Raw genomic sequence first — 13,124 nt, forward strand, 5'->3', positions numbered from 1 at the left:
GGGGCGCTCAGCGCGGCGCCAGCAGCTCGGCGAGCTCCTCCTCCATGTCCTGATTGGCCACGAACAGCAGCTCGTCGCCGGCCTCCAGGGTGTCGTCGGGGCCGGGGGCCAGCACCCGGCCCTCCCGCAGGATCGCCACCAGCGCGGTGTCGGCCGGCCAGGTCACCGCGCCGACCCGGGACCCCACCAGCGGGGCGTCCTCCGGCAGCGTCAGCTCCACCAGGTTGGCCTCGCCCTGCCGGAACGTCATCAGCCGGACCAGGTCCCCGACGCTGACCGCCTCCTCGACCAGCGCCGACAACAGCCGCGGGGTGGACACCGCCACGTCCACCCCCCAGGACTCGTTGAACAGCCACTCGTTGCTGGGGTGGTTGATCCGGGCCACCACCCGCGGCACCCCGTACTCGGTCTTGGCCAGCAGCGACACCACCAGGTTGACCTTGTCGTCGCCGGAGGCGGCGACCACCACCTGGCAGCGCTCCAGCGCCGCGTCGTCCAGCGAGGAGATCTCACAGGCGTCGGCCAGCAGCCACTCGGCGCGCGGGACCATCTCGACCTTGATGGCCTTGGGGTCCTTGTCGATCAGCAGCACCTCGTGGCCGTTCTCCAGCAGCTCCTGGGCGATGGACCGGCCCACCGCCCCGGCCCCGGCGATCGCGACCCGCATCACCGCTCTCCTTCCGGCCGCCGCGCCGCCGCGGCGTTCAGCCGCTCCATGTCGTCCGAACGCGCCATCACGTGCACCACGTCACCGTCCTGGATCACCGTCTCGGAATCCGGCACGATCGCCTCGCCCAGCCGGGACAGGAACGCCACCCGGGTGCCCACCTCCTCCTCGAAGGCGGTCACCTTGGTGCCCACCCAGGAGGCGTCGACGCCCAGCTCGGCCAGCATCACCTCGCCGGTCGGATCGCGCCACAGCGGCAGCGCCCCGTTCGGCAGCAGCCGGCGCAGGATCTGGTCGGCGGTCCAGCGCACGGTCGCCACCGTGGGGATGCCCAGCCGCTGGTAGACCTCGGCGCGCCGGGGGTCGTAGATCCGCGCCACCACGTTCTCCACCCCGAAGGTCTCCCGCGCCACCCGGGCGGAGATGATGTTGGAGTTGTCGCCGCTGCTGACCGCCACGAACGCGGACGCCCGCTCGATCCCGGCCTCTTCCAGCACGGCCCGGTCGAACCCGATCCCGGTGACCCGGCGGCCCCGGAAGCCGCCGCGCAGCCGCCGGAAGGCCTCGGGATTCTGATCGATGATCGCCACCGAATGGCCTCTGTCCTCCAGGATATGAGCGAGCGTCGAGCCGACCCGCCCGCATCCCATGATCACGATATGCACGGCCGTCCTTTCCCCTGCGTCCCCGGCCTGTCCGCCGTCCCGGGGGGCGTGCTCCCTGGAAGATCCATGACGGGTTGAAACCTACACATCGAGCGCGCACAGTCATACCCGCGCGCGACCCGGTCACCGGGCGGCGGCCCCGCCGGTCCCATCGGCGCCCACGTCCGGACGCGAGCTACGCTCGTCAGTCGTGTCGAAGGTTCCGGACCTGGCGAAGCGGGTCCTGGTGGGGCGGGCCCTGCGCAGCGGACAGCTGCACGAGCAGCTGCTGCCCAAACGGATCGCCCTGCCGGTCTTCGCCAGCGACCCGCTGTCGTCGGTGGCGTACGCGCCTCAGGAACTGCTGATGATGCTGGCGCTGGCCGGCGCCTCGTTCTACGCCTACGGGCCGTGGATCGCCCTGGCCATCGCCGCCCTGATGGCGGTGGTCGTCGCCTCCTACCGGCAGAACGTGCACGCCTACCCCAGCGGCGGCGGCGACTACGAGGTGGCGAAGACCAACCTGGGGACCGGCGCCGGGCTCACCGTCGCCGGGGCGCTGCTGGTGGACTATGTGCTGACGGTGGCGGTGTCGGTGTCGTCGGGGGTGGACAACATCGGCGCGGCCGTCCCCTGGATCGGCGAGCACCGGGTCGCCGTCGCGACCGGCATCATCGCGCTGCTGACCGTGATGAACCTGCGCGGCGTGCGCGAGGCGGGGACGTTGTTCGCCGTCCCCACCTACGCATTCGTGATCGGCGTGCTCGGGATGATCGCCTTCGGGCTGTTCCGGCTCGAGGTGGCCGGGGACGAGCTGCGGGCGCCCACCGCCGATCTGGAGATCAGGGCCGAGCACACCGACCTGGCCGGCTTCGCCCTGGTGTTCCTGCTGCTGCGGGCCTTCTCCTCCGGCTGCGCCGCGCTCACCGGCGTGGAGTCGATCAGCAACGGGGTGCCGGCGTTCCGCAAGCCCAAGAGCCGCAACGCCGCCACCACCCTGCTGATGATGGGCGTCATCGCGATCGTCATGTTCTACGGGGTGATCGCGCTGGCGCTGGCCTCGGACGTGCGGGTGGCCGAGCGGCCCGCCGAGGACCTGCTGCGCGACGGCCGGCCGGTGGGGGAGGACTACGTCCAGCAGCCGATCCTGATCCAGGTCGCCGCGGCGGTGTTCGGCGAGGGCTCGGCGCCGTTCCTGTACATCGCCGTCGTCACCGCGCTGGTGCTGTTCCTGGCGGCCAACACCGCCTACAACGGGTTCCCGGTGCTGGGCTCGATCCTGGCCCGCGACGGCTTCCTGCCCCGTCAGCTGCACACCCGCGGCGATCGGCTGGCGTTCAGCAACGGCATCATCATGCTGGCGGTGATGGCCGCCTTGCTGGTGCAGGCCTTCCAGGCCGAGGTCACCAAGCTGATCCAGCTCTACATCGTGGGCGTGTTCGTGTCGTTCACGCTCGGCCAGATCGGCATGGTCCGGCACTGGAACCGGACGCTGCGCACCGAGCGGGATCTGCGCGAGCGCGCCAGGATGCACCGCAGCCGGACGATCAACGCGGTCGGCGGCACGGTCACCGGCGCGGTGCTGGTCATCGTGCTGCTGACCAAGTTCACCCACGGCGCGTGGATCGTGTGCATCGCGGTGCCGGCGCTGTTCCTGCTGATGAAGGGCATCCGACGGCACTACGACACGGTGTCCCGCGAGCTGGAGCCGACCGGTGAGGACGTGGCGCTGCCGGCCCGCAACCACGTCATCGTGCTGGTCTCCAAGATCCACAAGCCGACGCTGCGGGCGCTGGCCTACGCCCGCGCCACCCGCCCCTCCACGCTGGAGGCGGTCACCGTCGCGGTGGACCCCGGGGAGGTCGCCCGCCTGCGCGAGGAGTGGGAGGCGCTGGATCTGCCGGTGCCGCTGAAGATCCTGGACTCCCCCTACCGGGAGGTCACCCGACCGGTGGTGGACTATGTCAGGAAGGTGCGGCGGCGCAGCCCGCGCGACGTGGTGACGGTGTTCGTCCCCGAGTACGTGGTCGGCCACTGGTGGGAGCACCTGCTGCACAACCAGAGCGCGCTGCGGATGAAGGCCCGGCTGCTGTTCGTGCCCGGGGTGATGGTCACCAGCGTGCCCTGGCAGCTGAAGTCCTCCCACCGGCTCACCCGACGCTCCGAGGAGGGCGGGCCGGGCTCGGTGCGCCGCCCCTACTACAGCGGGTCGGCCGAGCAGGATCGAACGCGCGCGGGCGGCGGTATCGTGTCCGGACGTGACTGACCTCGGCCAAGACCACCCCGCTTCGGACATCCTCGAACTCGACATCGGGGCGGTCGCCAACGGCGGCTGGTGCGTGGCCCGGCATGAGGGCCGGGTGGTGTTCGTGCGGCACACCCTGCCGGGGGAACGGGTCCGCGCCAAGGTGACCGAGGTCACCCGCTCGTTCCTGCGCGCCGACGCGGTGGAGATCCTGCGGCCCTCCCCGGACCGGGTGGACCCGCCCTGCCCGTTCGCCGGGCCCGGCCGGTGCGGCGGCTGCGACTGGCAGCACGTCTCGCCGCCCGCCCAGCGCCGCCTCAAGGCGGCCGTCGTGCAGGAGCAGCTGTCCCGGCTGGCCGGCATCGAACGCACCGTGGTGGTGGAGGAGGTGCCCGATCCGCACCGCCGCGAGGACGACCCGGTGCGCGCCCCGGGCCTGGGCTGGCGCACCCGGGTGCAGTTCGCGGTCCGTGACGACGGGGCAGTCGGGCTGCGCCGCCACCGGTCGCATGAGGTGGAGCCGATCGACGAGTGCCTGATCGCGCATCCCGGTGTGGCGGCGATGGAGATCCAGCGCCGCCGTTGGCCGGGCGCGGCCACGGTGGAGGGCATCGTGTCGGCGGGGACCGGGGACCGGCTGGTGGCGCTGCGCGAACGGCCTGCTCGATCCCGCGGCGGCCGCCGGTCGGTGAAGGTGCCTCGGCTGCCGGTCCCGGTGCGGCTGCTGCGGGGACGCCCTCTGCCCGGCGTCGCGCCGCCCTACGTCCGTGAGGCCGCGGCGGGCCGGCTGTGGCGGGTCACCGGCAGCGGCTTCTGGCAGGTGCACCCCGGGGCGGCCCAGACCCTGGCCGAGGCGGTGCTGGCCGCGCTGGAGCCCAGGCCGGGGGAGATCGCCATGGACCTGTACTGCGGGGTCGGCCTGTTCGCCGGGGTGCTGGGCGAACGGGTCGGGCGGGACGGCCTGGTGGTCGGGGTGGAGTCCGATCCGCAGGCGGTGCGCGATGCGCGGTTCAACCTGCGGGACCTGCCGCAGGTGACGGTCGAGCAGGGCCGGGTTGAGGACGTCATCGCCGAGCTGGAGTTCGGCCGGGCCGACTCGGGCCGCCCGCAGCGGGGTCGGCGCGGCGAGGAGCCGGCCGATCGGCTGCGGGCCGACATCGTGGTGCTGGACCCGCCGCGGACCGGGCTGGGCCGCCGGGTGGTGGAGCGGGTCGCGGAGCTGGCCGGCCGGAAGATCGCGTATGTGTCGTGCGACGCCGCCACGCTGGCCCGCGACCTGGCCTATTTCGGCGAGTCGGGGTGGACGCTGCAGGACCTGCGCGCGTTCGACGCCTTCCCGATGACGCACCACGTGGAGCTGGTGGCGACCCTGGTCAGGGGATAGAAGGGGAAGAGGCGCCGAGCAGAGGGCGGGCGTGCGCGCCGATCCGCGGGACCGGAATCGGTGCCGGTGCGCCTCGCGTCTCGATGCGTTCCGAGCTCATGACGCACGAGCGGCGTCCGGGCGGACGCCGCGCATGATCCCGGACGCCGACGAGGACTTCGATCTGTGCGTTTGAGCGAGACCTCCCGTACGCGGTGATGTGCAGAGGACTCACCCGGCCTCTTGCTCGGCGGGCGGCTTGCCTTTGGACGGTCAGGACATGGAGACGCGCGGAAATTCGCGCGGCCGGTCTGGTCGCCGCCGCACCGCTGGTCACCGCAGCCGCCCCCCATGTCCGGCTGGACGGGGAGCAGAACGCCCTCCATGGGGAGCGGCGCCGCCTCTCGGCCGAGGTCGAATCGCTCTATGAACAGCAGGGGCGCGTCGACGCCGGTCGGCTGCAGGCTGCGGTCCTCGCCGCTTGGGCGAACCTGGTCCGCTTCCCGCAGAGCGAGAAGGCGGCCGTCCACGATCTGCGGGCGCGAACGGCGATCATCGCCGGATCCAACTCGATCACGCTGGCCGACCGGGCAACGGGCGTCGGTGGTTCGAGCCGGCCCACCGCCATGCCCGCCTGGCGGGCGAGCCCTCGCTGATCAGCTTGGCGCACGCCCGAAGCGCGAACGCCGCCATGCACTGGCGAGGGGATCTGCGGCGGGCCCGGGCGGACGCCGAGCCGGCCCGCCACTACGCCGCCACGGCCGAGCAACGTGCCGCCGCCGGACAGGAGTGCCGGGTCCTGGCGCTGATGGCCGACTCCCGGGGCGTTCTCCGGACAGCCGAAGAGGCCGTCGCCTTCGCCGACGGCGGCGACTGTTCTGGCCGGATCGACCGCTGCGGCACCGGCTTCGCCCACATGACCGTCTCCCGGGCGCTGGCGCAGCTGCCGCACCTGGCCACCGCGGCCGAGGAGCACGCCCTGGAGGCGCCGCGGCTCCTGCCGGAGGGGGCCGAGCTGCTGCGGGCGCATGCGCTGCTGGACATCGCCGAGGCCCGGGCCCGGCGCCGGGACGTCTCCGGAGCCCTCGACGCCGCCCACCGGATGCTGATCCGGACCGAACGGCTGGAGCCGGTGCCGGCCGAGCGCGCCGGGACGGCGGCGGGGATGATCGAGCAGCGGACCGGGCGGCCCTGCGGCGGGATCCGCCGATACCTGGAGGCGTGACGATCTCCGGGTGGGGGAGGGGAGGCGGCCGCCGGTTCACCCCCGCCGCCGGCGGCGCCGCAGGCCTGAGGAGGCCGGTGCGCCTGGCGGCGGGATCGCCGGGAGCCGGCGCCTTTCCCCGGACCGGCGGATCGAGCCGACCCCTGAGCGCGACCCGCACGACCGCCGCCCGGGGCGATGGGCGCCCGACGGGACGCCGTGTGGGGCCGGTGGCGACGCCGCTCCCCGGCCGAGGCGGCTCACGACAGCAGCGCCAAGACGATGGTCGCCACCACCGAGGCGATGGTGGCGATGAGCCCCAGCAGCGCCACGGTGTGCCGGAAGCGGGCCTCCAGCTGAGCGCGGGTGACCTGGTCGCGTTCGGCGGCCGCGAGCCGGTCGCTGAGCTCGTCCAGCAGCTTGGTGCAGGCGTCCACCCGGCGTTCGGTGTGCTCTTGCACCTGGTGCAGCAGGGCGATCTGCCCCTCGACGTTCGCCATGCCCACCTCCAGCCCGCGGCGCAGCTCGGAGATCGCCAGCTCGATCGCGGCGGTCTGTCCGCTCATCCTCGACCCCCCCTTCTCTGTTCGCCTCCGCACCAGGCTGCGGGGGCCCCAGAGGTAATCGTCATCTACCGGTAAGTATTGCCGCCCTAACCAGAAATAATCAGAAATCTTGTGCGGGTCGTCGGGGGAGCATGAGGCTCTGGAGGCGCATAGGGGCGGGTGCGATGGGGAAAGAAAATTACCGTGTCTCTTTACTGGATGTTCCTGAATTTTTCCGTCATGCTGTGATCTATGGCTGGGCAGCTGGATCGGGAACGCGTCGCCAAGTACGTGGTCGCACGACGCGGTGCGCTGGGACTGACCCAAGAGCAGCTCGCCGAACGCGCCGGGGTGACCGTCAAGACCATCTACAACCTGGAGTCGGGCGGGCGCTGGCCGCAGGCCCGGACCCGCGGCGCGATCGAGGAGGCGCTGCACTGGCGGCCGGGCGACCTGGTCCGGATCGCCGAAGGTCAGGAGCCGGCGTGGGCGAAGCCCGCCGAGTCGGACATGGACACGGTGCTGCGCGAACTGCGCGAGCTGGAGGCCTATTTCGCCGATCTGCGCGCCGATTCGGGGGAGCGGCGCCGGATGGCGCTGACCTTCCTGCGCGCCCTGTTCGGCAAGACCGGTGACCGGCCGTCCGACAACAAGGAATGAGGTCACCTCGCCATAAGGTGCGGCTTTCTTGTGAGATACTCTGACCTATCCTTCGAGTAACAATCTGTGGACTGCAACATTACGGGATATGGCCGGTTGTTACAGTCCCTTGACAAGGGGGAACACTCTCGGTCTCGCACTTCGTAAGAACTCGGGGGAAGTGTCGTCATGCGTCCAGCCGGATCGCTCTCGCGACACGGCCGCCTGGCGGGCGTGTCCGCGATCGCCGCGGCGTTCGGCGGGCTGGGCGCGAGCGCGCTGGACGGCCCCGCACCCCTCGTGGTGGCCCTGGCCGCCGGAGCGACGGGCACCGTGATCTCGTTCGCGGTGGGGCTGGTGTGGGCGCTGCAGGACATCCGGACCCAGCAGCGGATCATCCTCGCTCGCCTGGAGGACCAGACCAGGTTGATGCACCACGCCGCCCGGCTGGCCGCCGAGCTCGGCGACGACGCCCGCTGAGCCCCGTCCGCCCCGGGATCAACCGCGACCGGGGTGAGTGACGCGGATCTTGGACTGCTTGTGGCCGGTGCGCCGCCGGTCCTCCATCACCCGCGCGACCAGGCCGCGGGCCTCGGCGCGGGCGATCAGCGTCTCCGCCCGGTAGTAGAAGTCCTCGTGCAGCACATGGTGCTCGACGCCCGTGGTCTCGTTGAAGGTGAAGTCGAAGAACCCCTCCGGAGCCATCACCCGGCCGACATGGGCCAGGCACTCGTCGATGACCTCGAGCGGGCTGTGCGAGAACACGCTGTGGGCGTGGATCACCGTGAAGTGCCCGTCCGGCAGGAAGTCCGGCCGCAGGTCCCGCACCGGCGTCAAGTGCGGCATCTTCTCCTGCAGCTTCTCGCGGACCGGCGTCTCCTGGGCGGCGAAGAGGATGTCGGGGGAGATGTCGATCCCGTAGTAGTTGCCGACGTCCAGGTAGTCGATGAACAGCCGGCCGGCGCGCAGGTTCCCGCAGCCGATCTCCAGCATCCGGTCCTGCGGCCGCAGCCCGTGCTCCAGCAGATAGTCGAACTGCATCCGCCCCAGCGCCAGCCAGCGCTCATGGCGGGGCGTGCCCACCGCGCCGTAAGGGTTGCGGGAGGTGTCGGAGCGCATCACCGCACGGTAGTAGCCCACATGGTCGCGGGCGCGCAGACGCAGCCAGGTGTCCCGGGCCGGCCGACGCGCATGGGGAAGGATCGGCTCGGGGCGCCGCACGGCGTGGCGGACCTTGGACGACAGCCGTGCCCTGTTCCGCGATGACGTCATGTGCCGAGTGAAGGCCGGCCCGCACCGGCGCTCGCGCATGGCGGGTCCACGGGACGGTCCACGGAGGGGAGATCCTTGCCCGGAGACGCCGGCAGGAGAGGCCTATAGGAGAAATTGCCGGATCTGTGCGTGCCCGTTCCGTCGGCCCGGCGGCCTTGGCGGGGTATCGACCGTCGCCCGGGGCGGCGCAGGACCCGGCCGCCTTCCGCAGCCGCGGGCGGGAGACGGGATGTACGCCGGTTTGATCCCCCTCCCCTGGCGATGTGCGAAACATGGCCGGGCGTGTATGAAGATGTGCCCATGCGTCTGCGGATCTTCACCGAGCCCCAGCAGGGGGCCACGTACGACACGCTGCTGAAGGTCGCCCGGGCGGCCGAGGATCTGGGTTTCGAGGCCTTCTTCCGGTCCGACCACTACCTGAAGATGGGCGACGTCACCGGCGAGCCCGGCCCGACCGACGCCTGGATCACGCTGGCCGGGCTGGCCCGGGAGACCACGCGGATCCGGCTGGGCACGCTGATGACCGCCGCGACCTTCCGGCATCCCGGGCCGCTGGCGATCTCCGTCGCCCAGGTCGACCAGATGAGCGGCGGGCGGGTCGAGTTCGGCATCGGCACCGGCTGGTACGACGCCGAGCACACCGCCTACGGCATCCCGTTCCCCAGCCTCAAGGAGCGTTTCGAGCGGCTGGAGGAGCAGCTGGAGATCATCACCGGGCTGTGGCGGACCCCGGCCGGGCAGACCTACTCGTTCGAGGGCGCCCACTACCGGCTGGCCGACTCGCCCGCACTGCCCAAGCCCGCTCAGCCCGGCGGCCCGCCGGTGCTGATCGGCGGGACCGGCGCCAAGCGCACCCCGCGTCTGGCCGCCATGTTCGCGCACGAGTACAACGTGCCGTTCAACCGGCCCGAGGAGACCAAGGCCGCCTTCGAGCGGGTGCGCGCCGCCTGCGAGCAGGCGGGCCGCACCGAGCCGATGATCTACTCCGCCGCCCAGGTGGTGTGCTGCGGGCGGGACGACGCCGAGATCGCCCGGCGCGCCGCGGCGATCGGCCGTGAGGTCCCCGAGCTGCGGGAGAACGGCCTGGCCGGCACCCCCCAGGAGATCGTGGACAAGATCGGCCGGTTCGCCGAGTTCGGCACCGAGTGCATCTATCTGCAGGTGCTGGACCTGTCCGACCTGGAGCACCTGGAGCTGCTGGCCGGCGAGGTCATGGCCAAGCTCTGACGCGCCTTCGGCCGCGCGCCGTCGTGACCGCCCGGACGCACCCGCCCGGAGCGGTCACGACGGCGGCCTTCGGCAGGTCGGGCCCTCTGGAGTCCGGCCGTCGGGTCAGTGCCCGGCGGGGCCCTCCGGGCGGGCGCGCCGGGGCAGCAGGAACGTCAGGCCCGCGATGAGGACCATCACGGCGAGCTCGGTCAGCAGGGTGAGCTCCAGCGCCCCGACGAAGGCGGTCCGCCCGGTCCGGCCGCCGAGCGCGTCGAAGAACAGCGTGCCCAGCAGCGCGATGCCCAGCGCCCCGCCGAACTGCTGCACGGCGGTCAGCGAACCGGAGGCCGATCCGGTCTGCTCCGGCCGCACTCCGGCCAGCACGATGTCGAAGAACGGCGCCATCACCATGCTGGCGCCCACCCCGATCGCCGCCAGGGCCGGAACGAGCCGCCAGACGGTGACGTCGGCGCCCGACCAGTGCGCCGTCGCGTACGCCCCGGCGGTCCCTGCGATCATCACCAGCGTGCCCACCTGCATGGACAGCCGGCCGTGCCGTCGGGCCAGCCCTTGTGCGACGCCGAACCCCAGCGCCATGCCCACCGCCCACGACATGGAGGCCAGCCCCGCGCCCAGCGCCGAGTGACCCAGCCCGAGCTGGACGAACAGGCCGAGCACCAGGTTGAAGCCGATCATCGCGGCGAAGAACAGGGCGCCGAACACCAGCCCGCCGGAGAACGCCCGGTTGCGGAACAGCTCGGGGCTCACCAGCGGATCGCCGCCGCTTCGCAGCACCCGCCGCTCGTACCAGGCGAACAGCGCGAACACCGGGAGCGCGGCGGCCATCATGGCGAACGTCCACCCGGGCCAGCCCAGCTCGCGGCCCTGCACCAGCGGGTGGATCACCAGCAGCGAGCCCAGCGCGGCCAGCAGCGCGCCCCCCGGATCGAGCCTGGTCCGCACGGCCGGACGTCCGGCGGGCAGCACCCACGGCCCGATCGCCAGCATGGCCAGCCCCAGCGGCAGGTTGATCAGGAAGATCATCCGCCAGCCGGTGCCGAACAGGTCGGCCTCCACCAGCCAGCCGGCCAGCACCGGGCCGGCCACCGCCGACAGCCCCAGCACCGGCCCGAACAGGCCGAACGCGGCGGCTCGCGTGGACTCGTCGAACATCTCGGTGATCAGGCCCAGTCCCTGCGGCAGCAGCAGCGCGCCGAACAGGCCCTGCGCCGCGCGGAAGCCGATGAGGAGGCCGGGGGAGGGGGCCAGCGCGCAGGCCAGCGAGGCGGCGGTGAACCCGGCGGCGCCGAGGAGGAACATCCGCCGGCGGCCGTGCACGTCGCCCAGCCGCCCGCCGGTGATCAGCCCGATCGCCATGGTCAGCGTGTAGGCGGCGCCCAACCACTGCAGCGAGGCGTACGAGCCGCCCAGGTCGGCCCGGATCGAGGGGGCGGCGATGTTGGTGACGGTCGCGTCCAGCATGTCCATCACCTCGGCGCACAGGATCACGGCGAGCGCGGCCCAGCGCCATCGGTGGGGCCCGGGAGGGGCGTCCGCGGGAGGACGGGTGGAGATCTGGGTCATGAGGGCTCCGGAAAGGCGAACTGAACGAACACTGTTCGTAGAACGAACGCTGTTCTACGATGGGAACGGTGTTCGTGTCAAATACGATGGTCATGGATCCCGTCTCAGGAGGAACCAGCCGCCCATCCGAAAGGCCGGACGATGAGCTCAGCCGCCGAGCTGCCCACCCCGCCGTGGCGCAAGCCCCGTCGAGGCGGTCGGACGCGCCGCCCGCTGAGCCGCGACCTGATCGTGGAGACCGCGCAGGCCGTCGTGCGCGCCGAAGGGCTGGACGCGGTCAGCATGCGGCGGGTGGCCCAGGAGCTGGGCACCGGACCGGCCTCGCTGTACGCCCACGTCTCCGACAAGGACGAGCTGCTGGAGCTGGTGGCCGACCGGATCGCCGGACAGATCCCGCTGCTGGAGCCCGACCCCGACCGCTGGCAGGACCAGATCCGCGAGTCCGCGCGGGCTGCCCGGCGGGTCTGGCGCTCCTACGCCGACATCTGCCGCGTCTTCCTGGGCCGCATCCCCACCGGCGAGAACCAGCTGCGGGTCGCCGAGAACCACCTGGCCATCATGCGGGCCGGGGGCGTGCCCGACCAGATCGCCGCCTGGTTCGTCGACCGGCTCGCCCTGCTCGTCACCTCCGACGTGCTGGAGGAGGCGGTCTTCGTGGCCAAGGTCCGCGAGGGATGGGATCCGGCGGAGTACTTCGCCCAGGTCCGCGGCTACTTCCGGAGCCTGCCGCCCGACCGCTTCCCCCACATCGTCTCGATGACGGACCACCTCATGAACGCCGACGGCGATCAGCGGTTCGAGTTCGGCCTCGAGCTGATGATCCGCGGCCTGGCCTCCTACGTGGAGGACTGACCGCCCAGCCGCCGGACGAACGCCGCATGACGGGGCGCGCCCGGCGCGGTGTCCCACACCGCGAACACCACGTGCTCGAACAGCCCGGCGAACGGGCCTCCGTCCAGCAGCAGCCCGGCGAACGCGTCGGCGACCTCGTCCGGATCGTTGCCGAACACACCGCACCCCCACGCGCCCAGCACCAGCCGCTCGTGCCCGTGGCGGTGGGCGACCGCCAGCACCTTGGCGGCCCGCCTTCGCAGCACCGGACCGACCCGCGCCCGCTGCTCCGGATCGCGCATCGCTCCGCGATTGGGCGCGGGCGAGGTCAAGAACGCCACCCGATACGGCTCCTCCAGCAGCCGCCCGGCGTCGTCCCGGAACACCGGGACCCCCGGTGAATAGATCACCCGATCGCTGTAGAACGGGTCTTGCCGCCGGCGATGGAATGCATAGAACTCCGGCGCCGACCGCAGCGCGGCGTACAGTCCCGAAGAGCGGGCCAGCCCTTCCTCTTGCGCATGCGCGCCGCTGAGAAAACCCCCGCCGGGATTCTTGGCCGACGCGAAGTTCAACGCGGCGACCTGACGTCCGGGGGCGGTGAGGCGGCGGGCGGCGGCGAGGGTGGTCTCCTCGGTCACCTCGATCACCGTGTCCCGGGCGCCCCGGGGGAGCGCGTCCACCAGTGCCGCCAGCTCGTCCGGCAGATACAGCCGGGTGCCCCGGACGGCCTCGGCCAGCTCGTCGGCGATGGCGACGACACGGCCGGAGGGCGCGGTGTAAAAACCCTGCTCGAGAAAGCCGACCGTCTCGGCGGCGACGGCCCGGCGGTGCTGTCTTCTCATGATCGCCGCCGATTCTGCCGTCTCAATGCACCCGAACGCCACACCTTTTCATTCCGAGCGCGTTATTCGGTTGCTT

The 13,124-nt window shown here is 72.0% G+C and carries 14 protein-coding genes; 8 read left to right on the top strand and 6 right to left on the bottom strand.

What is annotated here, in order from left to right; translation table 11 throughout:
• Positions 1 to 7 precede the first annotated feature (7 nt).
• Both EIO00_RS12925 and EIO00_RS12930 read right to left on the bottom strand, forming a co-directional pair.
• Positions 8 to 667: a potassium channel family protein gene (locus EIO00_RS12925; RefSeq protein ID WP_140178606.1), complete on the bottom strand. Its 660-nt coding sequence runs from the start codon at positions 665 to 667 to the stop codon at positions 8 to 10.
• The gene (locus EIO00_RS12930) at positions 667 to 1,332 is read right to left on the bottom strand and encodes a potassium channel family protein (RefSeq protein WP_140178608.1); all 666 of its coding nucleotides are present in this window, start codon (positions 1,330 to 1,332) and stop codon (positions 667 to 669) included. The genes EIO00_RS12925 and EIO00_RS12930 overlap by 1 nt, the downstream gene beginning before the upstream one ends.
• 190 nt (positions 1,333 to 1,522) lie before the next feature.
• On the opposite strand from EIO00_RS12930, the gene EIO00_RS12935 reads away from it, so the two are divergent.
• From EIO00_RS12935 to EIO00_RS12950, 4 genes are all read left to right on the top strand, one after another.
• The gene (locus tag EIO00_RS12935) at positions 1,523 to 3,577 is read left to right on the top strand and encodes an APC family permease (protein WP_140178610.1); all 2,055 of its coding nucleotides are present in this window, start codon (positions 1,523 to 1,525) and stop codon (positions 3,575 to 3,577) included.
• On the top strand, positions 3,570 to 4,940 hold the full coding sequence (locus EIO00_RS12940) for a class I SAM-dependent RNA methyltransferase (RefSeq protein WP_140178612.1): 1,371 nt from the start codon (positions 3,570 to 3,572) through the stop codon (positions 4,938 to 4,940). Before EIO00_RS12935 ends, EIO00_RS12940 begins: the two co-directional genes overlap by 8 nt.
• A gap of 197 nt (positions 4,941 to 5,137) precedes the next feature.
• A complete protein-coding gene (locus EIO00_RS12945; protein ID WP_140178614.1) occupies positions 5,138 to 5,575 on the top strand; it encodes a hypothetical protein in 438 nt (145 codons plus the stop codon).
• Positions 5,576 to 5,580: 5 nt separating this feature from the next.
• Positions 5,581 to 6,144 carry a hypothetical protein gene (locus EIO00_RS12950; RefSeq protein WP_161602715.1) on the top strand — a complete coding sequence of 188 codons (564 nt, stop codon included), beginning with the start codon at positions 5,581 to 5,583 and terminating at the stop codon, positions 6,142 to 6,144.
• A 239-nt stretch (positions 6,145 to 6,383) separates the two neighbouring features.
• Here the strand turns inward: EIO00_RS12950 and EIO00_RS12955 are convergent, their stop codons facing one another.
• Complete coding sequence (locus tag EIO00_RS12955; RefSeq protein ID WP_140178618.1) at positions 6,384 to 6,689, bottom strand: hypothetical protein; 306 nt, start codon at positions 6,687 to 6,689, stop codon at positions 6,384 to 6,386.
• A 231-nt stretch (positions 6,690 to 6,920) separates the two neighbouring features.
• Between EIO00_RS12955 and EIO00_RS12960 the strand changes: the two genes are divergently transcribed.
• Positions 6,921 to 7,328, top strand: coding sequence for a helix-turn-helix domain-containing protein (locus EIO00_RS12960; protein WP_140178620.1), 408 nt, complete (start codon positions 6,921 to 6,923; stop codon positions 7,326 to 7,328).
• A 213-nt stretch (positions 7,329 to 7,541) separates the two neighbouring features.
• Positions 7,542 to 7,787, top strand: a complete 246-nt coding sequence (locus EIO00_RS12965) for a hypothetical protein (RefSeq protein WP_140178622.1) — start codon at positions 7,542 to 7,544, stop codon at positions 7,785 to 7,787.
• A gap of 18 nt (positions 7,788 to 7,805) precedes the next feature.
• On the opposite strand, the gene EIO00_RS12970 is transcribed toward EIO00_RS12965, so the two are convergent.
• On the bottom strand, positions 7,806 to 8,579 hold the full coding sequence (locus tag EIO00_RS12970; RefSeq protein ID WP_140178624.1) for a class I SAM-dependent DNA methyltransferase: 774 nt from the start codon (positions 8,577 to 8,579) through the stop codon (positions 7,806 to 7,808).
• 300 nt (positions 8,580 to 8,879) lie between these two features.
• Between EIO00_RS12970 and EIO00_RS12975 the strand changes: the two genes are divergently transcribed.
• The gene (locus EIO00_RS12975; RefSeq protein WP_140178626.1) at positions 8,880 to 9,806 is read left to right on the top strand and encodes an LLM class F420-dependent oxidoreductase; all 927 of its coding nucleotides are present in this window, start codon (positions 8,880 to 8,882) and stop codon (positions 9,804 to 9,806) included.
• A 105-nt stretch (positions 9,807 to 9,911) separates the two neighbouring features.
• Here EIO00_RS12975 and EIO00_RS12980 read toward each other — a convergent pair whose 3' ends face one another.
• Positions 9,912 to 11,372 carry an MFS transporter gene (locus tag EIO00_RS12980; RefSeq protein ID WP_140178628.1) on the bottom strand — a complete coding sequence of 487 codons (1,461 nt, stop codon included), beginning with the start codon at positions 11,370 to 11,372 and terminating at the stop codon, positions 9,912 to 9,914.
• Positions 11,373 to 11,513: 141 nt separating this feature from the next.
• On the opposite strand from EIO00_RS12980, the gene EIO00_RS12985 reads away from it, so the two are divergent.
• The gene (locus tag EIO00_RS12985) at positions 11,514 to 12,224 is read left to right on the top strand and encodes a TetR/AcrR family transcriptional regulator (RefSeq protein WP_140178630.1); all 711 of its coding nucleotides are present in this window, start codon (positions 11,514 to 11,516) and stop codon (positions 12,222 to 12,224) included.
• Here the strand turns inward: EIO00_RS12985 and EIO00_RS12990 are convergent.
• Complete coding sequence (locus tag EIO00_RS12990) at positions 12,209 to 13,048, bottom strand: TIGR02452 family protein (RefSeq protein ID WP_140178632.1); 840 nt, start codon at positions 13,046 to 13,048, stop codon at positions 12,209 to 12,211. The two genes, EIO00_RS12985 and EIO00_RS12990, sit on opposite strands and share 16 nt — an antisense overlap.
• Between the last annotated feature and the right edge of the window lie 76 nt (positions 13,049 to 13,124).

It is taken from the genome of Thermomonospora catenispora, from assembly GCF_006363815.1.
In the GTDB taxonomy this organism is placed as follows: Bacteria; Actinomycetota; Actinomycetes; order Streptosporangiales; family Streptosporangiaceae; genus Thermomonospora; species Thermomonospora catenispora.